Annotated in this window: 22 protein-coding genes; 9 read left to right on the plus strand and 13 right to left on the minus strand. The window is 50.4% G+C overall.

The genetic code is table 11. From position 1 onward, the window contains the following. Nucleotides 1-60: 60 nt before the first annotated feature. A complete protein-coding gene (locus DXT99_RS08505) occupies nucleotides 61-555 on the minus strand; it encodes a SixA phosphatase family protein (protein WP_115565118.1) in 495 nt (164 codons plus the stop codon). Between the two features lie 490 nt (nucleotides 556-1,045). Between DXT99_RS08505 and DXT99_RS08510 the strand changes: the two genes are divergently transcribed. Continuing rightward, nucleotides 1,046-1,813 carry a hypothetical protein gene (locus DXT99_RS08510; protein WP_115565119.1) on the plus strand — a complete coding sequence of 256 codons (768 nt, stop codon included), beginning with the start codon at nucleotides 1,046-1,048 and terminating at the stop codon, nucleotides 1,811-1,813. A 152-nt stretch (nucleotides 1,814-1,965) separates the two neighbouring features. Here DXT99_RS08510 and hflX read toward each other — a convergent pair whose 3' ends face one another. Together hflX and DXT99_RS08520 are read right to left on the minus strand one after the other, a co-directional pair. Then, the gene (gene hflX, locus DXT99_RS08515) at nucleotides 1,966-3,153 is read right to left on the minus strand and encodes a GTPase HflX (RefSeq protein ID WP_115565120.1); all 1,188 of its coding nucleotides are present in this window, start codon (nucleotides 3,151-3,153) and stop codon (nucleotides 1,966-1,968) included. A gap of 3 nt (nucleotides 3,154-3,156) precedes the next feature. Next, complete coding sequence (locus DXT99_RS08520; protein WP_181885069.1) at nucleotides 3,157-3,888, minus strand: SirB2 family protein; 732 nt, start codon at nucleotides 3,886-3,888, stop codon at nucleotides 3,157-3,159. Between the two features lie 138 nt (nucleotides 3,889-4,026). On the opposite strand from DXT99_RS08520, the gene DXT99_RS08525 reads away from it, so the two are divergent. Further along, nucleotides 4,027-5,133, plus strand: coding sequence for a glycosyltransferase family 4 protein (locus tag DXT99_RS08525; RefSeq protein ID WP_115565122.1), 1,107 nt, complete (start codon nucleotides 4,027-4,029; stop codon nucleotides 5,131-5,133). A 171-nt stretch (nucleotides 5,134-5,304) separates the two neighbouring features. Beyond that, nucleotides 5,305-5,847: a dTDP-4-dehydrorhamnose 3,5-epimerase gene (gene rfbC, locus DXT99_RS08530; RefSeq protein ID WP_115565123.1), complete on the plus strand. Its 543-nt coding sequence runs from the start codon at nucleotides 5,305-5,307 to the stop codon at nucleotides 5,845-5,847. A gap of 180 nt (nucleotides 5,848-6,027) precedes the next feature. Here the strand turns inward: rfbC and DXT99_RS08535 are convergent, their stop codons facing one another. Continuing rightward, the gene (locus DXT99_RS08535; protein ID WP_115565124.1) at nucleotides 6,028-7,314 is read right to left on the minus strand and encodes a UDP-N-acetylmuramoyl-tripeptide--D-alanyl-D-alanine ligase; all 1,287 of its coding nucleotides are present in this window, start codon (nucleotides 7,312-7,314) and stop codon (nucleotides 6,028-6,030) included. Between the two features lie 172 nt (nucleotides 7,315-7,486). On the opposite strand from DXT99_RS08535, the gene DXT99_RS08540 reads away from it, so the two are divergent. Both DXT99_RS08540 and DXT99_RS08545 read left to right on the plus strand, forming a co-directional pair. Next, complete coding sequence (locus DXT99_RS08540; protein WP_115565125.1) at nucleotides 7,487-9,718, plus strand: T9SS type A sorting domain-containing protein; 2,232 nt, start codon at nucleotides 7,487-7,489, stop codon at nucleotides 9,716-9,718. Next, nucleotides 9,718-10,107 (plus strand): hypothetical protein, encoded by a 390-nt coding sequence (locus DXT99_RS08545; RefSeq protein WP_115565126.1) that lies wholly within the window; start codon nucleotides 9,718-9,720, stop codon nucleotides 10,105-10,107. The genes DXT99_RS08540 and DXT99_RS08545 overlap by 1 nt, the downstream gene beginning before the upstream one ends. 135 nt (nucleotides 10,108-10,242) lie before the next feature. Here DXT99_RS08545 and DXT99_RS08550 read toward each other — a convergent pair whose 3' ends face one another. The 3 genes from DXT99_RS08550 to DXT99_RS08560 all read right to left on the minus strand — a co-directional run bounded on the left by DXT99_RS08550 (nucleotide 10,243) and on the right by DXT99_RS08560 (nucleotide 12,901). Continuing rightward, nucleotides 10,243-11,016, minus strand: coding sequence for an amidohydrolase (locus DXT99_RS08550; protein ID WP_115565127.1), 774 nt, complete (start codon nucleotides 11,014-11,016; stop codon nucleotides 10,243-10,245). A 93-nt stretch (nucleotides 11,017-11,109) separates the two neighbouring features. Then, entirely contained in the window at nucleotides 11,110-12,258 is a 1,149-nt protein-coding gene (locus DXT99_RS08555) for a methionine aminotransferase (RefSeq protein WP_115565128.1), read from the minus strand. Between the two features lie 55 nt (nucleotides 12,259-12,313). Continuing rightward, nucleotides 12,314-12,901, minus strand: coding sequence for a uracil-DNA glycosylase family protein (locus tag DXT99_RS08560; protein ID WP_115565129.1), 588 nt, complete (start codon nucleotides 12,899-12,901; stop codon nucleotides 12,314-12,316). Nucleotides 12,902-13,008: 107 nt separating this feature from the next. Here DXT99_RS08560 and DXT99_RS08565 point away from each other — a divergent pair, with 107 nt between their 5' ends. Continuing rightward, nucleotides 13,009-13,596 (plus strand): hypothetical protein, encoded by a 588-nt coding sequence (locus DXT99_RS08565; RefSeq protein ID WP_115565130.1) that lies wholly within the window; start codon nucleotides 13,009-13,011, stop codon nucleotides 13,594-13,596. A gap of 84 nt (nucleotides 13,597-13,680) precedes the next feature. Here the strand turns inward: DXT99_RS08565 and DXT99_RS08570 are convergent, their stop codons facing one another. From DXT99_RS08570 to mfd, 4 genes are all read right to left on the minus strand, one after another. Further along, a complete protein-coding gene (locus DXT99_RS08570; protein WP_115565131.1) occupies nucleotides 13,681-14,121 on the minus strand; it encodes a hypothetical protein in 441 nt (146 codons plus the stop codon). A gap of 357 nt (nucleotides 14,122-14,478) precedes the next feature. Continuing rightward, the gene (locus DXT99_RS08575) at nucleotides 14,479-15,351 is read right to left on the minus strand and encodes a hypothetical protein (RefSeq protein ID WP_115565132.1); all 873 of its coding nucleotides are present in this window, start codon (nucleotides 15,349-15,351) and stop codon (nucleotides 14,479-14,481) included. Nucleotides 15,352-15,524: 173 nt separating this feature from the next. Then, complete coding sequence (locus DXT99_RS08580; protein WP_246000588.1) at nucleotides 15,525-15,935, minus strand: response regulator; 411 nt, start codon at nucleotides 15,933-15,935, stop codon at nucleotides 15,525-15,527. 156 nt (nucleotides 15,936-16,091) lie between these two features. After that, the gene (gene mfd / locus DXT99_RS08585) at nucleotides 16,092-19,472 is read right to left on the minus strand and encodes a transcription-repair coupling factor (RefSeq protein ID WP_115565133.1); all 3,381 of its coding nucleotides are present in this window, start codon (nucleotides 19,470-19,472) and stop codon (nucleotides 16,092-16,094) included. Nucleotides 19,473-19,716: 244 nt separating this feature from the next. Here mfd and DXT99_RS08590 point away from each other — a divergent pair, with 244 nt between their 5' ends. Continuing rightward, nucleotides 19,717-21,210 (plus strand): DUF6056 family protein, encoded by a 1,494-nt coding sequence (locus DXT99_RS08590; protein ID WP_115565134.1) that lies wholly within the window; start codon nucleotides 19,717-19,719, stop codon nucleotides 21,208-21,210. A gap of 195 nt (nucleotides 21,211-21,405) precedes the next feature. Continuing rightward, nucleotides 21,406-21,585, plus strand: a complete 180-nt coding sequence (locus DXT99_RS08595) for a DUF6883 domain-containing protein (protein ID WP_147294189.1) — start codon at nucleotides 21,406-21,408, stop codon at nucleotides 21,583-21,585. Between the two features lie 13 nt (nucleotides 21,586-21,598). Here the strand turns inward: DXT99_RS08595 and DXT99_RS08600 are convergent, their stop codons facing one another. Then, entirely contained in the window at nucleotides 21,599-23,323 is a 1,725-nt protein-coding gene (locus DXT99_RS08600) for a PQQ-dependent sugar dehydrogenase (RefSeq protein WP_115565136.1), read from the minus strand. A gap of 331 nt (nucleotides 23,324-23,654) precedes the next feature. Then, a complete protein-coding gene (locus tag DXT99_RS08605; protein WP_115565137.1) occupies nucleotides 23,655-24,281 on the minus strand; it encodes a hypothetical protein in 627 nt (208 codons plus the stop codon). A gap of 378 nt (nucleotides 24,282-24,659) precedes the next feature. On the opposite strand from DXT99_RS08605, the gene DXT99_RS08615 reads away from it, so the two are divergent. After that, nucleotides 24,660-25,463: an SDR family NAD(P)-dependent oxidoreductase gene (locus tag DXT99_RS08615; protein ID WP_115565139.1), complete on the plus strand. Its 804-nt coding sequence runs from the start codon at nucleotides 24,660-24,662 to the stop codon at nucleotides 25,461-25,463. Nucleotides 25,464-25,493 lie beyond the last annotated feature (30 nt).

A 25,493-nucleotide genomic window follows, 5' to 3' on the forward strand; every position in this document is an offset into this window, starting at 1 on the left:
GTTCTGTCAGAACCTGAAGTTACTCATCTTCAGCTCAAAGTATAAAATTAAAACCTGCGCTTACTTATAGTTCTTCGGGAAGTCGTAGAAGAGCATTGTTGCGTTGTCTCTGCTGATATCGTACCAGCTTTCGCAGTTAAATTCTAGTGCCACCACACCTGCTGTTGGCAGGCTGGCAACGTGCTCTGGTGTCAGCATGTTCGCAAAGTCGGTGATAGCCTCGTTGTGGCCCACCAGCAGGAGGTGTTCTACTTCGGCGGGTGCTTCCTGCACCACCTCCAGCAGGTCCTTCTTGCCGGCGCCATACACCCGCTCGTCCAACACAATATCGTCAGCGTCGTAGCCCATTTCCTTGCCTGCAAGGGTGGCTGTGGTGAGTGCCCTAACGGCAGGGCTGGAGATTATCAGGTCAGGCTGGATGCCACGGGCTGCCAGTTCCTGCCCCATGAGCGGGGCGTCACTGCGGCCGCGCTTGTTCAGGGGGCGGTCGTGGTCGCTGAGTTCTTCGAACTTCCAGCTCGATTTAGCGTGCCTCAGAATATATAATGTTTTCATATCGATTCTATTGTTTTTTGCCGTTGCAGTGCCAGAAAAGCAACAACTACGGCATTGCTAAGTACTGTAACTATACGTAAATGGTTGTACGGCGTGGAGCAGTAGTGTTGCCTAAAACGACTGTTGTGCAGCGTTGTGGGAACCTAAATATATTAGGGGCCTTTGTTTTTTATGTAGCCTCGTTATCTTATTTTGCTAACTTGCTAAGATGCCTGCTTTTATACTTTCAAGCAATAGATGAGCAGGACTTGCAACCAAAGAAAAACGTATAGGAAATGAGCAGGGTGACCCGTGTCAAAAGGAGGCTTTGGCTTGTTGTTTGCTCTTCCTGATTCATGCTGAGCTACATCTGAGCATAAGTTGCCTGATGCTCAGATGTAGCCATAGCCGGAGAGGAAAGGCAGGGCCAAATAAATCTGTTCAAATAATCTCCTGCGAGAGTAAGAGGAGTAAAGTTCTTTAAGTATAATTCACCCCAATATAAATACACGTGGAAACCGAATTCGTTTTACCAATTGATGCGGCAAAGTTCAGGTCAACCAGCGACGCCTGGAATGAGCTGATGCTGGGAGAACCCTGGTCAGTAGGACATCTTACGACGCTAATCGAACTGAAAACCTTTAAATCGAAAGAGGAGTGGGAGGCATTTTATTACCAAAGCGGAGAGGAAAGAGAACGCCTGCTTTCAAGGTGGGACGCACCCACGCAAGCCATGTTACAGAATGAGTTGCTTATAAGAACAGACAAGGACTTTGTTCACGGTTTGAGCTGGAATCTTAAAAACCTAAATACCCAGTTCGGCAGAACACGGGAACGGCTTTACCAGAAAGGGGAAATACTTTACAGCGCTGTTCATAATAACGGATGTGGCCTGTCTGTAGAGGAGTGCTTTGAATGCGTGCGCTTCCGGGTGGTATGCGAAACCTGGAATAGGGTGGTTGAGCGGGAAAGGAACACTATAAAGACGCTGCAGGCCATGTTTCCGCATACTGTGTTTCAGGAAGTGCCTGGTGAGGTGTATCATACCTATGCCATCGATTATGAAGCCTATGTAGATGGCAAACTGCGCTATGCGCTTCAGGTAAAGCCAGAGTCTTATACAGACAATACAACGTATCTTACGAATGCACGCCAGGCAAACAGCCGTAAGAATCAGTTGTACGTCGCACGGTTTGGAGCCCCTGTCTATGAAATTATTTCAGATAACGAAGGGAATATACTTCACACAGACGTGCTTAAAAACCTGGAACAGGTTTAAAGGTATAACTGCCCTTGCTGAAGCGCATGCCTTCTGGTGAATTCAATTACGGCGTAAGCATAAAAGAAAGGAAGCCTGAGAAGGCTTCCTTTCTTTTATGCAGCATTTGGTATACTACGAGCCAGTTTTATACATACACAGGCAAGCAAGGCTTATACGTTGTTAGGGTAGCGCTGGAAATGGATTTCTGCTACCCTGCTTTGCAGCTCGTCGCGCAGCGCATCGATGTTGATTTTGTTTGTAGCCGATACAAAAAGGGCAGGGGCATGCACTCTTGCCATATAGGTGGCCTTTAAATCTTCGATAGACGGACGTACCTCGGCTCCTTCTGCTTCTAATTCCTCTTCGCGCTGTTGCAGGTACTGATCTACTTTATTAAATACCAGCAGCACCGGTTTCTCTGCCGCATTGATATCCTTCAGTGTCTCGTTCACCACCGCAATGTGATCTTCGAAAGACGGGTGCGACACATCCACCACATGCACCAGCAGGTCAGCCTCCCGTATCTCATCCAGGGTAGATTTAAAAGATTCAATCAGCTTAGTCGGGAGCTTGCGGATAAAACCTACCGTGTCAGAAAGCAGGAAAGGGATGTTATCAAATACTACCTTTCGCACAGTGGCATCTACGGTTGCAAACAACTTGTTTTCCGCAAACACCTCTGACTTGGAGAGCAGGTTCATCAGCGTGGATTTGCCCACGTTGGTGTAACCTACCAGCGCTACGCGCACAATGCCTGAACGGGCTTTGCGCTGCTCAAAGTTCTGTTTCTCAAATTTTTTCAGGCGCTCCCGCAGCAAGGCTATCTTGTCGCGCACAATACGGCGGTCAGTTTCAATCTCCGTTTCACCCGGTCCTTTCATACCAATACCACCTTTCTGCTTTGAAAGGTGCGTCCAGAGGTTGGTGAGGCGGGGAAGCAGGTACTGGTACTGTGCCATCTCTACCTGTGCGTGCGCCTGAGCGCTCTTGGCCCGCAGCGCGAAAATATCCAGTATAAGTAAGCTGCGGTCTACAATCTTTACCTGCAGTTCGCGCTCTATGTTGCGTACCTGCGAGGCACTCAGGTCATCATCGAAGATAACCATGTCCACCTCATTCTCCGTGATGTAGGCTTTTATTTCGTTCAGTTTCCCGCTGCCCACAAACGTGCGGATGTCGGGTTTGTCCAGCTTCTGGACAAAGCGTTTTAAAGTTACGGCTCCAGCTGTTTCCGTTAAAAAGGCAAGCTCATCGAGGTACTCGTTGGTTTGCGCATCGGTTTGGCGATAGTTTGGTACGGCCACCAGCACAGCAGTTTCCTGCGGTTTGGCGGTTTCGTAGAAGTTCTTTTTACTCATTAATTATTTTTTTAGCGTGATGGTATAGGCGGCTAGCGCCTCAGCCTCCTGCGGCGTTAGCTGGTCTCCGAAACCAGGCATCAAACCGCGGCCATTCTCAATAACGTTAATTCTGTCATTTAAGGTCAATTGACTTTGCGTTAAAAGAGCCGCACCTCCCAGGCCTTTCGCTCCGTCTTCGCCGTGGCAGGTGGCGCATACCTGTGTGTAAATGGCTTTGGCATTCGCCAGTTGCGTCTCATTCATAGCATCAATAATCTCCTGCTGTGCAGCACCTGACTGGTTCGGGCCGGGAACACTGGTTTCCGTGGCATCTGTCTCCGGTGTTTCAGTAGTCGTATGGCTGATAGGTGCCACAGAAGGTTCATCCTTGCTCATGGTCAGGCTGTTTGTTTCAGCTACTCCGTAAACGTACAGGAAGATGAACAGCGTCAGCACCGTTAGTACTTTGTTCTCCCGTTTAATGCCCACAATACCCAGAGGAATCGCTAACAGCACAAGTACAATTTTTACAATGAGATAGGTAGGGATGCCGCCACTGTAGAGGAACAACAGGTAACCACCTGTTACCAGTATCAGGGTGCCCAGAATCATGTCCACTATCTTGGTCTTGCTTCTTACCTTGTCCAGGGTCTCGCGTTTGTTAAACAGCAGCAGAATGGCTTTCACAGCGAAAAAGAGCAGGAACAGAACAACAACCAATACGTGCGTATGCAGAAATGCAACAGATGGCATAAAAGTGAATAAGGCTATTGGATGCATGCAAGCGTATTTGCCGCAAATTACTTTAAATTTTCTGATGCTAAGCTAAAATGGCTAACTTACGGCTTTTTATACCTAAAGACCCCAATGCTGCCGAGCTGATTTGCCCCTATGCGAATAGCCCTTGTCATTAACACCTCCTGGAACATCTACAACTTCCGCAGGAGCCTTATAAAGGCACTGCTGGCGGAAGGGCACGAGGTGGTGGCTATTGCGCCGAAGGATGATTACTCGGAACGACTGATGGCGGCAGGCTGCCGTTTTGTGCCGGTGCAGATGGAGAAAGGAACCAACCCTTTCACAGACCTGATGCTGACCTGGCGCCTGTACCGGGCCTACCGGCAGGTAAAGCCGGACGTGGTGCTGCACTATACCATCAAACCCAACATTTACGGCGCCATCGCGGCACATTGGGCTGGTATACCCGCTATTAATAATGTGTCGGGCCTGGGCACTGTGTTTATCACCAAAGACTATATCTCCAGCATTGCGCTCCGCCTGTATAAACTCGCCTTTCGCTACCCGGCTAAAGTCTTCTTTCAGAATAAAGACGACCGCAAGCTGTTCCTGCGCAACAACCTCGTGCGTGCGGGTATAACCGATGTGCTGCCGGGCTCGGGTATCAACCTACAGGAGTTTGTGCCGGCGGCAGCGTTTAAGCGCAGCGAGCCGTTCGTTTTCCTGATGGTGGCGCGCGTGCTGTTTGATAAAGGAGTGGCTGAGTTTGTGCAGGCAAGCAAGCTGGTGCAGGAGCAGTACCCGGAGGTGAAGTGCCAGCTGTTAGGGCAGTTTGATGAACGGAGCAGGTCGGCGGTGAAGCAGCAGCAACTGGAGGAATGGCTGGCAACAGGGGTGATCGAATATTTAGGCACCACCGATGATGTAGCAGCTGTTGTAAGCAAGGCCGACTGCGTGGTGCTGCCGTCTTACCGCGAAGGAACGCCCCGTACCCTGTTGGAAGCAGCTGCCATGGCCAAACCTCTTATCGCCACCAACGTACCGGGATGTCGGGAGGTGGTGCAGCAGGGCGTGAACGGTTACCTTTGCCGTGCGCGCAGTGCCGAGGACCTTGCTGAGAAAATGCTGCAGATGCTGCAACTGAAGGAGGAAGACCTGGAAAACATGGGCCAGGCCAGCCGCCAATTAGCCGTTTCCCGCTTCGACGATCGCTTTGTCATTCAGAAGTACCTGCACGCGATAGCGGAGGTGGTAAGGTAATTTTGAATAATTGAATAACTGAATTTTGAATGAAATGAATAATAATTAAATGCCAAGCGATTTACATTCAGGTATTCAAAATTCAGTCATTCAAAATTATATCTCTCGCCGGAATACATATTACGGCATTTAACAAATTTTAAAAGCACAAACACAGAAGATACAAGAAACATGGAGCATAAAACTTTCCACATTGAGGGCCTGATAGAGTTCTTGCCGCGCGTTTTCAGGGATGACCGGGGATTTTTTTTAGAGACCTTCAGCATGAAGTGGTTTGAACCCTTTGGCCAGCAGCCTGATTTTGTGCAGGATAACCAATCCGTTTCATCGAAAGGAGTGCTCCGTGGGCTGCACTTCCAGAAGCCTCCTTATGCACAGGGCAAACTGGTGCGCGTAACTACAGGCAGGGCACTGGATGTGGCGGTCGATCTGCGCAAGGATTCCCCGACATTCGGCCAGCATGTAACGTGCCTGCTGGATGCGGAGCAGCATAACGTGTTCTATGTACCGGAAGGCTTTGCTCATGGCTTCGTAGCGCTGGAAGACAATACCACTTTCCTGTATAAGTGCACTAACTTTTATAACCAGCCCTCCGAAGGTGGTATTCTCTGGAATGATCCTGCCCTGGGCATAGATTGGGGTATCAATGACCCGCTGGTGTCTCCGAAGGATGAAGTGCTGCCGCTGCTAAAGAATTTCGATTCGCCGTTTTAGGGTAGAGGGGAAGGAGATAGGATAAAAAGTGATTATTAAAAAGTAAAGGGCCTGAGTATGCGCACTCAGGCTCTTTGCTTTTTAGTATGTTCAATACGCCATTATTGCGTTTTTTGGACTCTTGCACATCCATTCAAGATAGGATGACAAATTCATTTTTGTTTTCCTCAATTTCCAAATTTACAACACCTCCAGCAGTGTTTCCAGTCCCATGCCGCGGGAGCCTTTCACCAGCACATAACTTTCAGAAACGGGGTGATCCTTCAGCCATTCCTGTAACTCGGGCTTCGTCTCGAAGTGCAGGAAATCCGCTTTTACTTCTGCCGCATACTTCATGTCTTTGCCGCAGAGCAGCACCGTGTCGAAGGGCTGTTCGGCTACGGCTTCACCCAGGGCGCGATGTTCGGCAGCGCTCTCAGTGCCCATTTCAAACATATCGCCTAAAATTACCACTTTGTGAGGCGCATTCATGCTCCCGAAATTACGCACGGCAGCAGCCATGGAAGTAGGGTTGGCATTGTAAGCATCCAGAATGATCGTGTTGCTGCCTTTTTGCAGTACCTGTGAGCGGTTGTTCACCGGGCTGTAGGCAGCGATGGCTTCGTTGGCCTGCTGCAACGGCACACCAAAAAATTTGCCGATACAGGCTGCTGCTGCCATGTTTTCATAGTTGTAGCTGCCTACCAACTGCGTCTGTACCTGGTTGCCTTCCTCGTCGCGGTACACCACGTAAGGCGAGGCCTCCAGCAGCTCACTGTGGTAATAGTCGCCGGGGGCGGGATAGGTGATCTTGTTTTCGATGCGGCGGCTCATGCGCATCAGGAGCTCGTTACCTGTGTTCACAAACACAGTTCCGCCAGAGTTAAACAGGTGCACATACAGTTCACTCTTACCGCGCGCCACGCCCTCCAGACTTCCGAAGCCTTCCAAATGTGCCTTGCCAATGTTGGTAATCAATCCATGTGTTGGCAGTGCAATGCTGCTAAGCAGCGCAATTTCCCCAATGTGGTTGGCGCCCATTTCTATAATCGCCATTTCATGCTCCGGCTTTATGCGCAGCAGCGTGAGCGGCACCCCGATGTGGTTGTTCAGGTTACCCTGCGTGTAGAGGGTGTTAAACTTTTGACTCAGCACAGCATAAATGAGTTCTTTGGAGGTAGTTTTGCCATTAGATCCCGTAATGCCGATAACAGGAATGCTCAGTTGCCGGCGATGGTGACGCGCCAGATCCTGCAGCGTTTGCAGCGTGTCTTCCACCACAAACACATTGTCTGCCGCCATGGCCGGGTCGTCTACCACCGCATACTTCGCGCCTTTCTCCAGGGCTGGCAAGGCGAATTTGGCACCTTTAAAATTGGGCCCGTTCAGGGCAAAGAATAGACTCTGGTCTTGCTCCGCGCGTGAATCTGTGCTCACGTGGCGGCACTCCAGGTACTTTTGGTATAGAAAGGCAATGTTGTTCTGCATGAAATGCGTAATTTTAACTTACAATGATGCTGAAAGGGCTGTTATTTTCGTTAAGCAGGCAGCGCCCTTTACCTGTGGCAATATACATTCAAAACCTTAAAAGCGATAGCACCCACAGGTGCCGGTAGCTAAATAAAACGGCCCTGGCATATAGGCAGCCTCTTTCCCAGACATGAAGAAGTACTTTTCTCTTATTCTGATTGCATTTTGCTCCGTGGCAGCTGTCATGGCCCAGCAACAGGAGCCTGTGGCTTTCCGGTTCCGCCACGACGTGCCTGTTGCGACGCAGGCAGGGCAACTGGCTGCCCCCTGGAGCGGAGGCCTCAATACACCCCAATTCTCCACCATCGACCTGAACCAGGATGGGCAGGATGACCTTTTTGTCTTCGACAGGCAGCTGAAAAAGGTCTACACCTGGCTGGCGGTGCAGCAAAACGGGGAGTGGCAGTACCAGTATGCGCCAGCGTATGAGGCGTTTTTCCCTGCGGACCTGGAATACTGGGTATTGCTGCGTGACTACAACTGCGATGGCCTGAAAGATATTTTTACGAGCAGCCCGCTGGGGATACGGGTTTTTAAACAGGAACCACCAACAGGGGGCCAGCTGAAATTTACTCTAGCGGGAGAAGCCCTTTTCTATCGGGATAACAGGGTGAACATGCAGATGAAGAGCACTGATATCCCGGCCATTGTAGACATTGACAATGACGGTGATCTGGATGTGCTTCTTGCAGAGTTTTCCAGGGGATATACCCTGGAGCTATACCAGAACATGCAGGCAGAGCAGGGGCTGGCCTGCGGCACCCTGACGTATGAGCAGCAAACAAACTGGTGGGGCGGCATTACAGAGTGCGATGGCTGCAACAGCTACCTTTTCGGGGCCCACTGCCGGGTGGCTGCGCCGCAACACTCAGGACACGACGGCTCCTCTTTGCTGCTCCTGGACATGGATGCCGATGGCGATAAAGAATTAGTGATGGGTGGTGTGATGTGTGATAACCTGGTGCTGATGGAGAACGAAGGCTCGGCCGCAGATGCTCTGATGACAGGCTTTACACCTGCTTTCCCGGCTGCAAAGCCCGCTTCTTTTCCTATTTTTCCGGCTGCTTACTACGAAGATGTTACCTTCGACGGAGTGCCGGATATGCTGGTGGCACCGCAGGCAACAGATGAGCTAATGGATATTAATTTTGAGACTTCTAGCTGGCTTTACCGTAACCAGGGTGCTGCCAATCAGCCCGACTTTACATTTGTGCAGGATGATTTTTTGCAGGGGCAGATGATTGATGTGGGTGAAGGAGCTTTCCCTGCCTTTGCGGACATGGATGCAGATGGTGACCTGGACATGTTGGTAGGGAATTCTACCGCATATCGTAACGGCCACTACAGTGCCGCGCTTCACTTCTACCGAAATACAGGCACAGCTACAGCGCCAGCTTTTGAGCTGGTGACAAATGATTACCTCGACTTGCAAAGCCAACAAATCTTCAACATCAAACCTGCTTTTGCCGACATGAACGGTGATGGAGCAGCAGATCTCGTGCTGACGTTCAGAGGGCCGCAGGCAAATTCACCCCGCATCGCATTCATTCCGAATAAAGCCCCACGAGGGCAGGCTGCGCTGTATAGCTTTGCTGATCTGCAGGCAGTGCAGGCTGTACCGGGTAGTGCTTCTCCTGCTTTTGCAGATGTGGACAAAGATGGCGACCTGGATCTACTTTTAGGCAAGAGCGATGGTAGCCTGAGTTTTTACCTTAACACCGGAAATGCGGCTTCGCCGGTTTATGCTTCGGAGCAAAAGAACTTTGCTGGTATAGCGGCAGACTTCTCGCGCCGGTTCCTGTATCCTGCCATAGCCGATGTAGATGGCGATGGTACCCAGGACCTGCTCACAACAGATGAAAGCGGAGAACTGCGCGTGTACCGGAACCTTGCGTTAGCATTACAGGGAAATACTTTGACCGCAGAAACAGAACTGCTGGAGAACGACCTGCTGGAAGGCGCCCAGGCAACGCGTCTCGGTAAAGGCCTGAGTATAACGGCGGCACCTTTAGGCGGAGAGAATAAATTGTACCTCACCATCGGCACACAAGGTGGTGGGCTTTACCTGCTGGAGCAATCTGCAGGCAATTCTGTAGAACCTACGGCTCCTGAAGCAGGCTTGCAGGTAGCAGTATATCCCAACCCTACCGACAGAAGCACCAGAGAAACTGTAAGGGCACAGGCCTCTGAGCCCGTAACGGTGCAGGTGTATGATGCCATTGGAAAGCTCCTGTATCGCAGCCGTGGTAGCTATAGCGTCAATCATGTGTTGCCGCTGCAAAACCTGAAGTCAGGGCTCTACATTATCCGGGCCACCTCCGAAAGCGGGAAACGCACATCGTCAAAATTTGTGGTAAGGTAATGCAGGCTTTCCTTTACATAGAGCTAACAACTCATATCACCTACCGTAAACCGCTGCCCGAACAGGTAAAGCAACAGCTCCCGGAGGTGGCGGTGCTGGACATAGATGCGGAATCAGATGAACTCATACAGCACTATGCCCTGCGCCTGCTCCGAGAAAGTGATCAAGCGGTGGTGTGCATTAAAGCCGATGCAACTGCGCCTGGCCTGGGTAAGGCTATGGCACTACTGGAAGAGCTGTTTGAGGAAAAGGCAGGTAGGCTTGTGTTGCTGCTGGGGGAGCATTCCCGCCTACAGCGTATGTTCCAGGCTCGCCCGCATGTACAGCTCAGGCAGGTGGGGGAGGAGGAAGTTTTAGAGGAAGTAAAGCGGTTTTTAGGAGAATTCTAACAGAAGTTTTGGTTGAGATTCTGCTATAGCAGTAAACTCCCCTCCTTGGACAAGGAGGGGCAGGGGTGGTTTGACCCGGTACAACAGAAAAAGAGAAGGCACTATGGCATTGGCTTAATGTGCTGTGGTATTCAATCAACCCAAATGAAATGTATCCGCATCCAGATGCGCTGGAAAGGCTTCTCTGAAATCGTTTAGCTCCTGCTTGCTCAACGTCAGGGAATGTATACCTTCTATCTGGCTTCTCTGCAACAGGTGATGCCCTTTGGGGTGAATGATGGCGGAGTCGCCGGAGTAGGGGTGGTTGTTGCCGTCGGTGCCCACGCGGTTCACACCGGCCACATAAGCCACGTTTTCGATGGCGCGTGCCTGCAGCAACGTGCGCCAGGCAAGGCTGCGGGCCTGGGGCCAGTTGGCCACATACAGCAGCAGGTCATAGCTATTGCTGACGTTTCGGCTCCATACCGGGAAGCGCAGATCGTAACACACCAGCGGACAGATGTTCCACCCCTTCAGTTCTACTACTATTTTTTCTCCGCCTGTGGAATATGTGTGATGCTCCTTCGCCATCCGGAAGAGATGTTTCTTATTATATTGCTCATAGGAGCCATCGGGCCGTACCCAATACAGGCGGTTGTAGTAGTGCCCGTTTTCCTTCACCATCACGCTGCCTGTTAGCACCGCCTGGTGTTTTTGCGCCTCCTGCTGCATCCACAGCAAAGTAGGGCCTGCAGCCTCTTCAGCCAATGCCTCCGCCTCCATGCTAAACCCGGTTGTGAACATCTCGGGCAGTATGATCAGGTCGGTTTGAGGGGCAGCGGCAGCTAGCTTCTCCGAGAACATGGTGCGGTTTTTCTCCGCATCCTGCCAGTGCAGCGCTGTCTGAACGATGGTGATGCGTAGGTCCATTTTTTATCGTTATTTGTTGATTGTTGTTCGAAGGTGAGCAAGTGGCGGGCTACAGCTCTGTGCTGCGCACGTGCATCTTACATCATTATAAATTTACAGCTGCACCAGCTTTGCAGCGGCGGCTTGTAAGGTATCCTCGCTTTTGGCGAAGCAGAAGCGGAGGTACTTGTGGTCGGTTTTGTCGTGGTAGAAAGCCGAGACGGGTATGGCGGCAACACCGGCCTCTCTGGTGAGGCGCTTCGCGAAATCCAGGTCATACTCGTCTGAGATTTTATCATACTTTGCCAGCTGAAAGTAAGTGCCTGCAGAAGGCACTATTTCAAAACGGGAGCCTTTTAGCTGCTCATTAAAGAAGTCGCGCTTGCCCTGGTAAAAATCCGGCAGGTTACGGTAATGCGTTTCCTCTTCCATAAAATCTGCAAGGGCCATCTGAAGCGGCGTTGGTGTGCAGAACGTTATGAACTGGTGCATTTTGCGCAGCTCAGCGGTGAGTACGGCAGGAGCCACAGCGTAGCCTACCTTCCAGCCGGTAGTATGGTATGTTTTCCCGAAAGAGGAGATAACGAAGCTGCGCTTGCGCAATTGCGGGTGCTGGAGTACACTGTAATGCTGCTGTCCGTCGAACACCATGTGCTCATACACTTCGTCGCTGATCACCAGAATATCGGTGCCCTCTATCAGGTTCGCCAGTGTGTCCATGTCCTGCTTCGACATCACGGCCCCGGTGGGGTTATGCGGTGTGTTCAGGATGATGAGACTTGTGCGGGAGGAGATGCGGCGTTTTACCTGGTCCCAGTCTATATGAAAATCAGGGAGTGCCAGCGACACAAAAATGGGAACTCCTCCACACAGCCGGATAACCGGAACATACGCATCATAGCACGGCTCCAGTATTACCACTTCATCACCAGATTTTACCACAGCCGTAATGGCTGCATTTAAAGCTTCTGTGGCACCAGAGGTCACTGTTACTTCTGTGTCAGGATCGGGACGGTAACCGTATACTTTCTCTGTTTTAGTGCTGATGTTTTCGCGCAAACCCGGTACGCCCGCCATTGGCGCGTATTGATTGAAGCCTTCGCGCATATACTTGCTCACAAGGTCTATCAGCGGCTCAGGACAGTTAAAATCCGGAAAGCCCTGCGACAGGTTAATCGCCTGTTGCTCGTTGGCCAGCGCCGACATGACAGTAAAAATACTCGTGCCTATGTCGGGTAGTTTGCTGGAGGGATAGTTGATCATAGGGTGGTGAATCGCTTGTTCAGGGAGTAGATATGTTGCAACGAAAATACAGGCTTTAGGTTTTTTTGACCAGGTCGCTCACGAGTTGCTGAAGTGCCGGTACGGCATCGGCCTCAAACCAGGGATGGCGCCTGAGCCAAAACTGGTTGCGGGGCGAGGGGTGCGGTAGCGGCATGTAGTGCGGCAGGTATTCGTGCCAGTTGGCCACCGTTTCTGTAAGCGTTGGCCTGGCGGCATGCTTCAGAAAACCGTCTTGCGCATACTTCCCGATGAGCAGTGTGAGTTGGATATTGGGCAGCAGGTCCAGTAACTGCTGGTGCCAGTGGCGGGCACATTCAGGGCGGGGCGGCAAGTCACCGCTTTTGCCTTTGCCCGGGTAGCAGAAGCCCATCGGGACAATGGCTGTCTGCGACGCATCATAAAAAGTGGTAGCGTCCAGCCCCAGCCACTGGCGCAGGCGCTTACCGCTCTGGTCGTCCCAGGGGGTGCCGCTGGCATGCACTTTGGTGCCTGGTGCCTGCCCTACTACCAGCAGCTTGGCTGTAGTGCTGGCACGTACTACCGGGCGTGGGCCCAATGGCAGGTGCTCTTCGCAGATGCGGCAGGCCCGGACCTGCGTTAGTAAATCTTCCAGTACCGACATAAGGTAACAAAGGTACAAAGTATCTTTTAGTATGCCCTTGCCCGCACGTATAAGTAACCCAGCAGCTAAAAAATGGGTAAAGCAAGCTGATAGACTGTAAGAACCCTATGCCCCGTATCCTTATTTTTTTACTTTGCCTTTTCTTACTTTGCCAATTGCCCCTTGGTGTGCAGGCGCAGGAACAAGCTGCCCATAAGAACGCTTTTACTGTTAAACTCTTCGGGTTGTCAGTGCATCTGAAGGAGAGCCCGTACCCGGAGATGTTCCCCAACAGGCTCGACAACAAAGGCTACATTACTTTTAATTACGGCGCGATAGTAGGGTATGACCGGTTTGTGGTGCGCGACGTGATAAGTGTGCGGGTAGAGCAGGGGCTGTATGCCGACTGTGCTGCTGTGCTGGCGGGGTTCACGCATATTGGTTGGCGTGGGCTCATTTTCCGTAAAAACCGCCATTCCCTGAATGGTGGCGTAGGCCCTACACTCGTGTACAGGCGCGACTGGAATAATATTGAGGACTATGTGGATGACGGCTATTTTGAGCGTAAAGGGGATTGGCAGTATAAGTTTTACTGGTATGCCGGTGAATTGGAGTACAACTATAAGCTGAAGAAAAACACAGACCTGTCGGTAAACCTGGTGCCGGGCATTCCGGAGCTTGTTTCCTTTGGTGTGGGTATACGGAAGCGGTTTTAGCAAAAGCCTATAAAACAGAAAAAGCCGGATGAGTCCGGCTTTTTCTGTTTTATAGAAAGATCAATTCTGAAATTGTAATAGGAGTTACCTACGGTTTCTTTCATCATAACCGTATTCATCGCTTGGCCCCTGTCTGCGACGGCGCTTTTCTCTAGGGTGTGGTATGGTATCGTCTTGCTGCCAGCGGTCCTCCACCCTTTGGTTATCTCTGTCGAAGTTTACATCGCGCTGGCGCCATGAAATATCGCGAGGCTGGTTCTCATTGCGTGGTGGCTGCGGCCTGCGCTGCTGGTTCGGCAGCCATTCCTCATGCTGCTGATGATACCGTCCCTCCCGTTCAAAGCGGCCTAACTCACGTAGATCCCGCTCGTTCTGGTGCAGGTTTAGTGGTGGAGATGGTTCTCCCCAGCGGCTCTTAAAGTCATTAAAATACCGCTCACGCTCATGGTTAGGATGGTGTTCCCTGCGGTGGCGCATTTCCTTGTTGTGCTGCGGATGCCGTGGGTTATTTTCGTCGTGATGCATGGCTATATCTTTAGGTATATGATAATTTATTTCGGTTCCGGAGCCCGATTAAACTCTATCTTTTGAACTGCGAAGGATTGCTTTTTGAACCTGGTGGCAGCTGTTCTGAGGCACATGGCCCCGGCTATGCACCTAAAATGATTTTTGTCAGAACTCAAAAGAAACATCCTTTTAGCCATCAAAAAAAGAATTTAAGCTTACTCTTATTAATGATGTACGAGGTGATACGCAGTATGTTTAAACAAACTCTAAACACTAAGATACAAAAAAACAACGCCGACTGCAAGAGCCGGCGTTGCCATTTACTAACTAAAACTAATTTATTACCAAATCTACCTAATCTGGTGGGTATACGTTTTATCGGCGACGGCGGTTGGTGTTATCGCGGTCATCGAAATAATTATCCTGTCCAGAGTCTGTTTCATCTGCCCAGCGAGGGCCTCCTTCCAGGCCTTTGTCGAAGTTACGGTCGCGGTACTGCTCAGAGCCGTAGCGCTTACGGGTATCCAAGCGGTCAGCGTTTGACTGGTAGCGGTTGCCGCGTGGCTGGTAGTCCTCGTCATCTGAATGCCAGATGTCGTTCCAGGTATCCTTCACGCGGTCCACAAAGCCGCGGTCATCATGGCGAGGATTGTTGCGACGGTTTTTGTCATCGTTCGGCGTATAGCGGTCTTCTGTATACCAGTTATGCGAGCCGCTGCCGTAGCGGTAATCCGACTCTTTATAGCGGCTTCCGCTGCCCGGCCCTTCCCGCCACGGATCGTTCTGCTGATCTCTCACATCTGACTGGTTGCCTTGTAAGGAGCCTCCTGGCGTATGGGGCCTGCGCATGCTGTGGCTTTCATCGTGCTGGTACTGGTTCCGGTCTCCGTGGTTTATAAAGGAGCGCTCATTGCGGTAGTTGCTGTCAGAGCGGCTGCCGTAGTGGTCGTTCAGGTGCGCATTCTGGCCCTGGTTATAAGAGCTGTTGCTGGCGCCTCCTCTGCGGTAATCGTTGCGGTTGCGGTCGAAGTCCCGGTTCTGATCTCTGTCCGGATCCTGTGCGCCACGTGGATTGGGACCCGTATGGAAGTAGTTGCCTTCTCCCCACTCGCGGGTATCTTCCCTCCTGTTGCCATAGCGCTGGTTGTCGTTCTGCTGGTTATACTGTTTGTCTTTGTTATATAACTTGCGGCCGATTTCGTGGTTTTCGCCTTCGCTGCCGTTTAGGTTCATAGGTTTGTTTGCCATAGTATTATTTTGCTTTAGATGTTTCAAAATGTGTTCATCCCACAAAGTGTGGGCTTGTTATATATTTACGGGATTGCACTGGCTATAGTTAACAAACGGCAGTTTCGCGGTAAAAAAACAGCGGCACCCCTTCCGGAAGGAGTGCCGCTGCCACTGTTGATTGTCAGGCTGTTCTAAAAATAGGTTACCATGATTTCGCGGACATCAGCCTCTGCCAAAGGCTTAGAGTAATGCTTGCGTACATCGGGGAACTGCTTCAGCTTTTCGAGGTCATAGAAGCTGGCAGAAGAGGTAAGCATCAGCATGACGATGTTTTCTTTCTGCTCTGCAGGAATTTTCTGGTACTCCTCCAAAAATTCAAAGCCATCCATGCCTGACATTTTGATGTCAACAAAAATCAGGTCAGGACGGGCGTATTCCGCTTCACCTGCGAAAGCTTTTTTTAAATAATTCAGGGCCTCGTCTCCGTCTGTCACCACCCGGATGTCCGGTGCTACCTCCATGCGCGAGAGCAGGCGGTGATTCAGGTAGTTTGTGGTCTCGTCGTCATCGATCAACAGAATAGTGTTTACTGATTTCATCATGCTATAGGTTCTGAACTTCTTGGTACGCTTTCTATTGCGTAAGGTACAACTAGATTTTTGTCATGGCGCAGCCTGCTCACCATCGTGCTGTCGTGATAGAGCCTCCGTAATCTGGGACAGGCTGCAAAAAAAGTGCTGCGCTATAGTTGCGCTATTTTAAGAGGCTTGTGTGGAAACAGCCTCCTGTATACCTAAGCCTTCGAAAACCTCTTTGGCGTCGGCTATGCTTCGGATGTCTTCCACTATCACGATGAGCTTGTGCTTGGCCTCTTTTAAGCGCGAACGGCGCGGGTGCTGCTGCACATACTTGAGAATGTTGCCAAATATATCGGACTGGAAATATTTGTCGTTGTTCTCAGCCGGCAGGTAGCCCTTCATTGTTTCTTTTTTGATGGTGAGCTTCTCGAAACCGAGCTGCTGGGCCTGCCAGCGCAATTTCACGATTTCCACGAGTTGCTGCACCTGCTCAGGCAGCGGGCCAAAGCGGTCCACGATGCTGTCGCGCAGCTTCTCCAGTTCTTCCATGCTCTTTACGCTGTCGAGCTTACTGTAAAGGCTAAGGCGCTCCGAGATGTTGCTCACGTAGCTGTCCGGTATCAGCACCTCCATGTCTGTCTCGATGTTGCACTCGCGCACCGGTTCAATAAACTGCTCCAGGTTATCGCTCAGGAACAGCTCACGGAATTCGGTTTCCTTCAGCTCCTTAATGGCATCGTCGAGCACCTGGTGGTACATCTCGAAACCAAGGTCGGTGATAAAGCCGGTTTGCTCGCCGCCCAGCAGGTTCCCCGCACCCCGTATATCCAGGTCGCGCATCGCAATCTTAAAGCCTTCGCCCAGGTCAGAGAATTCCTCCAGCGTGCTCAGGCGCTTGCGGGCATCCGAAGGCAGCCCGGCAACAGGTGGCGTCAGCAGATAGCAGTAGGCTTTCTTGTTGGAGCGCCCTACGCGGCCGCGCATCTGGTGCAGGTCCGACAAACCGAACATGTGCGCGCGGTTGATGATGATGGTATTGGCATTCTCAATGTCCAGGCCCGATTCAATGATGTTGGTACTTACCAGCACATCATACTCCCCATTTACGAACTTCATCATGCGTTTTTCCAGCTTCTCCGGCTCCATTTGCCCGTGGGCATAGGTTACCTTGCAGTCCGGCACATGGCGCAGAATCATGGCGGCTATTTCCTCGATATCCTTGATGCGGTTGTGCACAAAGAACACCTGTCCGCCGCGCTTCATCTCATACACAATGGCATCTCGGATCAGGGCTTCATCAAACACATGCAGCTCTGTTTTTACCGGCTGGCGGTTAGGTGGCGGCGTGGCGATAACGGAGAGGTCGCGGGCTCCCATTAGTGAGAAGTGCAGCGTGCGTGGAATAGGCGTGGCTGTGAGGGTGAGCGTATCCACGTTTATCTTCATCTCCCGCAGCTTCTCCTTTGTCTTCACCCCAAACTTCTGCTCCTCGTCAATTATCATCAGGCCGAGGTCTTTGAACTTCACGTCTTTGCTCACGATGCGGTGCGTGCCGATCAGGATATCAATTTTGCCTTCTGCCAATCGCTTCAGGGTGTCTTTGGTATCCTTGGCAGTTTTAAAGCGGTTCACATAGTCTACCGTCACCGGGAACTGCTCCAGCCTGTCGCGGAAAGTGCGGTAATGCTGCATGGCCAGGATGGTGGTAGGCACCAGTACGGCCACCTGCTTGCCGTCGCAGGCGGCTTTAAAGGCGGCACGGATGGCTATCTCTGTTTTGCCGAAGCCCACATCACCGCACACAAGGCGGTCCATGGGGTGCGGCTGCTCCATATCCGCTTTCACATCCTCTGTGGATTTCGCCTGGTCCGGCGTATCCTCATAGATAAACGAAGACTCCAGCTCTGCCTGCAGGAAACCGTCCCTGGAGTACGAATAGCCCGGTGCGGCTTTGCGTTTGGCGTAAAGGCTGATGAGTTCGTGGGCAATGTCTTTGACCTTGCTCTTGACTTTCTTCTTCTTGTTCTCCCATTCCGGCGAGCCCAGCTTGCTCATACTTGGTGGGCCACCTTCCTTGCCGCTGTACTTGCTGATTTTGTGCAGCGCGTGGATGCTCACATACAGCAAATCATCGTCGCGGTAAACAAGCCGAATCGCTTCCTGTAAACGGCCGCCCACTTCTACTTTCTCTAAGCCGGCAAAGCGGCCGATGCCGTAATCGATGTGGGTCACGTAATCGCCGGGCTGCAGCGAGCGCAGCTCTTTCAGCGTCATGGCCTTGGATTTGGAGTGCCCCTCTTTGGCCTTGTGCTGGTAGAACCTGTCGAACAGCTGGTGATCGGTGTAGCAGGTAATTTTTAAGGTTTGGTCGATGAAGCCTTCACGCAGCGAAATGGGCAGGTGCTGGAAACGCACGTCATGGTCCAGCTCATCAAAAATCATGGTGAGGCGGTTGATCTGGCGCGGCGAATCAGTGGCAATCAGGTTCACAAAGCCAGCGCCCTGCTGCTCGTGCAGGTCTTTCACCAACCGCTGGAAATCTTTATTGAACGAGGGCTGCGGCTTGGTCTGCAACTGTATGATCTCAGCGCTGCGGAAATGAAAGCGCTTGCCTATCTCCACCACGTTAAAGTTTTCCAGCAGCTGCTTGAACAGCTTCTGCGTCTGGAACAGCTGCTCAGGGTCCGACACAATCTGCGTGCCGCCGCTTCCCGCCATCATCTTCTCGAAGTTGTGGGCCGCTTTGTCAAAGTATTCGTCAATCACGTCCAGCGTCAGGCGCACGTCTTTAAACCAGAGTGTGGTGTTGGCAGGTACAAAGTCGAGAAAAGCCTCGCGCGTTTCCTGCAGCAGCTTCGTCTGTACATTGGGTATAATCGAAATCGCCTTCTTCGTCTCCACCGACAGCTGCGTGTCCGGGTCGAAGGTGCGGATGCTTTCAATCTCGTCGCCGAACAGCTCGATGCGGTAGGGCAGATCATTAGCATAAGAATACACGTCCACAATACCGCCGCGCACCGCATACTGGCCCGCCTCATACACAAACTCCGTGCGCTCAAAGCCATACTCAGCCAGCATCTCGCTCAGGAAATTGGTGTCCAGCTTTTCGCCTACTTTAGCGCCCAGTGTATTTTCTACCAGCGATTTTTTATTGATAACCTTCTCCGTCAGCGCCTCCGGGTACGTCACGATCAGCTCGCCTTTACCTGTTTTCTGGTTGAGGCGGTTGAGCACTTCTGCCCGCATGAGGATATTGGCGTTCTCGGTATCGTCGAAGCTGTAGGGGCGCTTGTAGGAGGTCGGGAAAAGCAGGATTTCCTTTTCTTCGCCGAGCAGGTTCTTCAGGTCTGTATAAAAATAGGCCGCTTCCTCCTTATCGTGCATCACGAAGAGTTGGTGCCCGTAATTCAGGGTATACACCGCTGAGGCCAGCACAGCGTCCTGGCTGCCCGCCAGCCCTTTTATCTGGAGGCGGTAAGGGTGGGCTGTTTTCAGCCGTTCGGCGATGGTTTGCACCACACTGTCGAGGCGGTACAGTTCTAAAAAATCTTTTACTTTCAAAGGTATTCGTCTCCTGTTCGTTCTTCCCTACAAAGATACTATAACTTAATGTCTTATCAGAACTGGGAGCGGGGGGAGAAGGTTGCGGTATGCTGGGAGTAAAGTATTGCTTACTTAAGTTTTATATATTTAGCCTCGCAACACATCATATTAGCTACCCAGGGTCTGTAAAGGAAAGTCCAAGGGTATCCATAGTAAGTACACTGATAGCTTTTTAGAAATAAACCGAAGTTTTAAATTAGATATGCCAATAGGTTTGGGTGTTGCAAAACGCCAATATACGATAATACTTGTGCTAGTAGGGTTTTATACGCTACTGCCATTCCTGATCCTTACAGCTTATGTTCATCCTTCTTATGATGATTATCAGATTGCCCTAAGAGATGGAGTAGGCGGTTTCTGGGAAACACAGGCAGATATCTACTTTAACTGGTCAGGCAGATATTTTGCTACGGCTATTTCTCGTATTAATCCGCTTATCTACTGGCCTTTATCTGTTTATAATTTATATGCCGCAGCCCTTTTAGTGTTGCTAACAGGTGCCTTTTATTTCCTGATTCGCGCCGTTTGTAAGAAGTACTTTAGCGAATTAGAGATAGCTGCTATATGTTCAGTTATTTTAGCTGTTTATTTTGTACAGATGCCTGATATAGCTCAAGGTATATATTGGTTTTCCGGCTATATGACCTATCAGTTTGCCAATATTCTTACTTTATTGCTATTGCTTTGCCTGTATCAGTTTTTCCATGTTACTGGCAGGCTCTTTAAAATGATTTACATCTTGCTTTCAGCAGTACTTGCCACCGCAGTCATAGGTTCAAATGAGATGTCTCTGGTAGGCGTAATGGTGCTACTTACGTTTATACTATTTACCTCCTGGAACAAGAGTTTCACAAACAGGCCATACCTTTTTTTCTTGTTTGTTATCTGTGTGGCCGCTAGTCTGACAGCAGTATTGGCTCCTGGTAATTATGCACGAATGCCTACACAGAATAATCCGGCTAATTTGGTGTTATCTGTGACCGGAGCATTAGGGCTCACAGCTATAGCCTTTTATAAATGGGGAGCAGTTGTAGTGGCAGCCAGTTTACTATATGCTTTGCTGTGGGGCATCCCTATTGCTTCAAAAGCGAAAAACAGCATTTTTTTTGAGGTCAATTTTTCGGTTGCCATTATAAGTTATGTCGCTTCTGTCACATTGATGTACTTTGTTTTTGCCTGGGCTACAGGAGATAGAGCTGGAACACGGGTCGAAATTGTGATTTATTTCTTTTTTGTTTTGGGATGGTTCTATAACCTGCAGCTTTTGCTTAACAGATATTTTAAGGAAAAACCTGTTACAGAAACTACATTATCAAAGCTTTTGCCTGCACCATTGCTCTTCCTTCTTCTTTTAAGTTTAACCAATATTAACAGTAACATTACTACAGCTTATCTTGACTTGATATCAGGTAACGCCCAAGTTTTTGATGAAGAATTGAACAGGCGTTACAGCTATATTTATCACTCATCCTGTAGTTCCTGTAGTGTTCCTGCTCTCTCTGTATTGCCTAAGTCACTCTATATACTGCATATGCTTCCCAAGTCCGAATCGGAGGAGATGGGCGTGAATGACAGTTTTGCGGCCTATTGGGGAAAGCAGCATGTTGAGTTAGAGGGCCCGGTTCCAGATATTAAAGATAATATCGAGATAGTAAAGGATATAGGGAAAGGTCTGCGGAATAGGTTATTGGATTAAGGCATGACTGTAAAAGGAAAATCTGATTTTCCCCTGTTAGTATGGCGGCGGTTTTGTAGATAGGTTACCCTGATCCCGTAAGTTGGAGATAACCTGCTGCTATTTTAATCACCTTTACCGCTTCACTCTGACTGGCGGTATGATCTGGAAACTCAGTCAATTCAACTCTACTCTTTGTAAGTATACAGCATGTATATGCCGGATCGGAAACGTGAGATTGTAGAAGATTCAAAAATCAGGGACTATCTTCTGAGCACAGAGCACCCGGATGGGAGGAGCAAAGCTCTTTTCTTCTTCTCGCTCGGATTGCAGCCTGACAACACAGTAATGCTCAGAGACGCTTTGTTTGCATCAGGTTGCGAAGGAGGTGCGTAAAGAATTTGGCCTTTCACTCCACCTGCTTCACCACTTCCAGCAAGCCTGAAGCATATTGCTGCACCTGGGCTTTTTCTTTTTCAGTTAATTCGGGCTTTAGCAGTAACTGGAAAGCAGCTTTCTGTGCGGGTGCCAGCTTTGCTCTTACGGCACGCTGCTTCTTTCTATTCATGCGCTGTACCCTGTTTCTTAACTCCTGCACCAGGCTCTCCTGATTCATTGTGTTGGCATCAGCCTGGTACGTGTAGGCTATAATGCAGCCACTGCATTGGCTCTGCTGTTCCTGTGAGTCACCGTCGTCTTCTTTCTCTTCTGAAGGCCCTGAAGAGACCTCGGCGCTATCAATCGCTAAATATATACTGCGACCGTCGGGCGATATGGCAATGTCGCGGTAGCGGGCCGGGGCTTTAAAATACGTAAGGGTGTCGCCTGTAAGGCCACTGCCAGTGGTATTTAACTTCAGGCGGACCAGGCGCCCTTCTGTAAGGCTTGTGATGAGCAAAGAGTTTTGCCAGCCAGGTATAGCTGAGGCCGTATACACTGCGATACTACTGGGAGCCAGCGCTGGCCATTCAGGCTTTTCTTCCTCATCCTGCCGGGCGCGGGTAAGAACAGAACGGAGAAATGTGTTTGAAGTGGGGTAGAAGCTGTGAACAGGGCCTTGGTAGTTTTCGGTACCAATCGCTTTTACATTCGCTTCTTCGGTTTCGATGTACGGATACATGGTGTTCCACTTGCCAGGCAGGCTGCTGTGAGCGGTTACGCCTGCTGCCAGGCCATTATAGTTCCCGTCGTTATACCCGATCACAAGCGGGTGCCCGTAGTTTTTCCCTTTCCGGATAATGTTTATTTCATCGTCGCCAAACGGACCGTGCTCTGCTGTGTATAGATTGCCCGTGTTTCCTACTACGGCATACGCCAGCCCCTGTGCATTTCGGTGTCCGTAGCTCCAGACAGCGCTCTGCCGGGCAGCATTGAATGGGTTGTCGCCTGGTATCCACTTGTCGTAAGTGCTGGTGTCGTTATCCGGCTCTAAGTTAAAACGGAGTACTTTCCCTTCGTACTTGTCGGTGCGTTGTGCAAAATTCTCACGGCCTGCATTGTCAAACTGACCGGCTCCCATGTCACCCACCGTGTAAAAAAGGTAGTCTTTTCCGTCCACAGGGGCAACCAGTAAGCGTCCTGCGTTATGATCATCACTGCCTGGGATCGTGTCCGTAAGTACCAGCGGTTTACTCAGGGTTTGCTGGCGGGCATTGTATTCATACCGGACAAGCTTTGTGGTGAAAACGCAACCGCCATAATTCGGGGCACAGCCATCGCCTTCCGCGGCAGCGCCATCGAAATCATAAACATAAACCAGGTACACATAAGGCTTACCGGTGAGGAGTTGCGGGTGCAGGGCAAGTCCCATCAGGCCTCCCTGGGGCCAGGGTTTGCCTCCGCTGGCCTCTTCAGGCATCTTGTCATACCGCGGGAAGTTCTTTTCTTTGCTGAGGTCAAGTAGGGTTGTGATGGTGCCATTCTCCGGGTTTATCCGGTTTACCCTGTATCCTTTAGCTTCTGTTACCCATAAAAAGTTGTCGGGCCCATAAGTAATTTCCCACGGGTCGCTTAGTCCCTGCGCTACTACCCGTGCAGTGAATTGCTCTCCGCGGGGGCCAGAAACAGTTTGTGCATCCGTGGTTTTAACGGTAAAGGAAAATAAGCAGAAGAAAGAAAGAAACTTGAACCACATAGGTAAGACCTGGTAAACGTAAACACAGCCCTTGTTAAGGAAGAGGCCTCTTGTTTAACTTTGAATCAGGAATTTGGTTGTTAAAACAGCTTTCGTTCAAGGCATGCCGCCGTAGCAGGCGGTAGGTTCTGGCTGCCCGGAATCATCTCAGCATAGCGGCCGTTATCCGTTGGCTTTAGCCCATCCTGAAAATGGAGGGGAAATAGTACACGACCACTCCAGTTGATATAGAACACCCCAACGGCAAGAAGTGCTAATCTATCATAGCGAAAAAGGCATTCACAGTGTCTTCCAGACCTGTGAATACTTTTTTCGCTATGCAGCAAATTACTTACTTTTTTGCATCGAAAGGTATAAAACGGCCATCCTGCATTAGGTATAGCGTGGTGCGCTCTTCTTCCACAACTGAGATGCCGTCTGTTGGCAGTAGCACTTGCCTTTGGTTTCGGGGGTCCTGCACCAGCGAGTCCTGCGGGGCCTTTCTGAGCTGATATACACTGTACCAGCGGTCGTTGAGCTGCCGGGCAGGGTAGGAGGCTACCTGCACTTCGCGGGCCTGGTCGGTATAGTCGAGGAACGCCGTAATGTGAATGGAATCATTTTGCAGCACCTGCACCGCATAATCCAGTGTGTTGTTTCCGTTGAAATCGGCGCGCAGGAAGAGCGGGTTATCAACCTGCAGGCGGTCGCTTATCATGGCCTGGTCGGTTAAGGTGGCAACCTGAGCCTGTGGCTGTTTTTGCTCTACTAGCGTTGTTAGAGTATCGGGTAGCGGAAATACAATTTTTCCATCGGTGGTTGCTTTCGCTATACTGTCTATAGAGGTCTTCGCGTCAGAATCTACCTGCTCATCAATTAAATCTTCACTGGCTACCTGGTTATAGTTGCCATCGGCAGAGTCGGAGCCACAGGCGGCCAAGGCCAGTAGAGCGGCAAGAGCAATTGAATATACTTTCATTTTCTAAATATCTGGTTAATAAGCTGCAAGTAAGGTTGCCTGCCAGTGAGTTGAAATGATAATTGTCACTTTCCTGACAAAAAAAAATAATTCCGGCTCTTGCCGTTGCTCTCTCCAACAGGAGCTTCCGGCAAGGCAGCAGCTAATGAAGCTGAAAAGACTTCTGCACAACAAGCCATCTGCTGCTGCACTCCCTGCATAAAATTTGACTTTGCAACCTCCGCACCTGTGTTGACAACCTGGATCAGAGCCAGATAAGTCTCTCCCGGATCAGGAGCAAGTGGGGGTATATAAATGGGGTATAGTGGAATGATGGTTAAACTAAGAAAGGGTATCGCCGTTAAAAATAGCATTCAACTCACTAAACCCTAACATGCTATGGAAAACAAACAAAAATATGCGCTGGTAACAGGTGCGACGATGGGCATTGGCTATGAACTGGCCAGGCTATTCGCACAAGACCAATACAACCTTGTGATAGTGGCTCGCAGCCAGCAGGAATTAAGCACAGCGGCCGCTGAATTTAAGCAGCACGGCATAGACGTTGTGCCGATCGCCAAAGACCTGTCTGAACAAAAAGGTCCCTTTGAAGTGTATGACGAGATAAAAGCAAAAGGCATACAAATAGATGTGCTGGTGAACAATGCCGCTCAGGGCGAATATGGTAAGTTTATAGACACTGACCTCAACCATGAGTTGGAAATTGTGGACCTGAACATTAAAGGCTACCTCGTGCTGACCAAGTTCTTCCTGAAAGAGATGGTGGCGCGGAATGAGGGTAAAATTCTGATGGTTACTTCTATAGCAGGTGAAATGCCGGGGCCCTGGCAGGCGGTATATCACGGCACCAAGGCTTTTGTGACTACGTTCACAGAGGCGATACAGAACGAGGTGAAAGACACAAATGTAACCATCACAAAACTGCTGCCTGGCCCAACGGATACTGGCTTTTTCGAAAAAGCAGACATGAAGGAGTCTAAAATAGTGCAGGAGGGCAAGCTGGCTGATCCGGCTACTGTGGCCAAGGATGGCTATGAGGCCTTGATGGCTGGTGATTCGCAGGTTATCTCTGGCATGAAGAACAAAGCGACGGTAGCCGCGAGCAAGGTGATGCCAGACAAAACGGTAGCCGAAACAATGAACAAACAGGCGAAGCCAGTGGACGAAAAAAGCAAGAAGTAAACTTCGGAATTAAATTTCTGTTAAACTGTT

It is taken from the genome of Pontibacter diazotrophicus, assembly GCF_003367245.1.
Taxonomy (GTDB): domain Bacteria; phylum Bacteroidota; class Bacteroidia; order Cytophagales; family Hymenobacteraceae; genus Pontibacter; species Pontibacter diazotrophicus.

Excerpts from the sequence above, each read along its gene's own strand:
- DXT99_RS08505 (WP_115565118.1), bottom strand. The coding sequence starts at position 555 with ATGAAAACATTATATATTCTGAGGCACGCTAAATCGAGCTGGAAGTTC.
- hflX (WP_115565120.1), bottom strand. The coding sequence starts at position 3,153 with ATGAGTAAAAAGAACTTCTACGAAACCGCCAAACCGCAGGAAACTGCT.
- DXT99_RS08520 (WP_181885069.1), bottom strand. The coding sequence starts at position 3,888 with ATGCCATCTGTTGCATTTCTGCATACGCACGTATTGGTTGTTGTTCTG.
- DXT99_RS08525 (WP_115565122.1), top strand. The coding sequence starts at position 4,027 with ATGCGAATAGCCCTTGTCATTAACACCTCCTGGAACATCTACAACTTC.
- rfbC (WP_115565123.1), top strand. The coding sequence starts at position 5,305 with ATGGAGCATAAAACTTTCCACATTGAGGGCCTGATAGAGTTCTTGCCG.
- DXT99_RS08535 (WP_115565124.1), bottom strand. The coding sequence starts at position 7,314 with ATGCAGAACAACATTGCCTTTCTATACCAAAAGTACCTGGAGTGCCGC.
- DXT99_RS08540 (WP_115565125.1), top strand. The coding sequence starts at position 7,487 with ATGAAGAAGTACTTTTCTCTTATTCTGATTGCATTTTGCTCCGTGGCA.
- DXT99_RS08545 (WP_115565126.1), top strand. The coding sequence starts at position 9,718 with ATGCAGGCTTTCCTTTACATAGAGCTAACAACTCATATCACCTACCGT.
- DXT99_RS08550 (WP_115565127.1), bottom strand. The coding sequence starts at position 11,016 with ATGGACCTACGCATCACCATCGTTCAGACAGCGCTGCACTGGCAGGAT.
- DXT99_RS08555 (WP_115565128.1), bottom strand. The coding sequence starts at position 12,258 with ATGATCAACTATCCCTCCAGCAAACTACCCGACATAGGCACGAGTATT.
- DXT99_RS08560 (WP_115565129.1), bottom strand. The coding sequence starts at position 12,901 with ATGTCGGTACTGGAAGATTTACTAACGCAGGTCCGGGCCTGCCGCATC.
- DXT99_RS08565 (WP_115565130.1), top strand. The coding sequence starts at position 13,009 with ATGCCCCGTATCCTTATTTTTTTACTTTGCCTTTTCTTACTTTGCCAA.
- DXT99_RS08570 (WP_115565131.1), bottom strand. The coding sequence starts at position 14,121 with ATGCATCACGACGAAAATAACCCACGGCATCCGCAGCACAACAAGGAA.
- DXT99_RS08575 (WP_115565132.1), bottom strand. The coding sequence starts at position 15,351 with ATGGCAAACAAACCTATGAACCTAAACGGCAGCGAAGGCGAAAACCAC.
- DXT99_RS08580 (WP_246000588.1), bottom strand. The coding sequence starts at position 15,935 with ATGATGAAATCAGTAAACACTATTCTGTTGATCGATGACGACGAGACC.
- DXT99_RS08590 (WP_115565134.1), top strand. The coding sequence starts at position 19,717 with ATGCCAATAGGTTTGGGTGTTGCAAAACGCCAATATACGATAATACTT.
- DXT99_RS08595 (WP_147294189.1), top strand. The coding sequence starts at position 21,406 with ATGCCGGATCGGAAACGTGAGATTGTAGAAGATTCAAAAATCAGGGAC.
- DXT99_RS08600 (WP_115565136.1), bottom strand. The coding sequence starts at position 23,323 with ATGTGGTTCAAGTTTCTTTCTTTCTTCTGCTTATTTTCCTTTACCGTT.
- DXT99_RS08605 (WP_115565137.1), bottom strand. The coding sequence starts at position 24,281 with ATGAAAGTATATTCAATTGCTCTTGCCGCTCTACTGGCCTTGGCCGCC.
- DXT99_RS08615 (WP_115565139.1), top strand. The coding sequence starts at position 24,660 with ATGGAAAACAAACAAAAATATGCGCTGGTAACAGGTGCGACGATGGGC.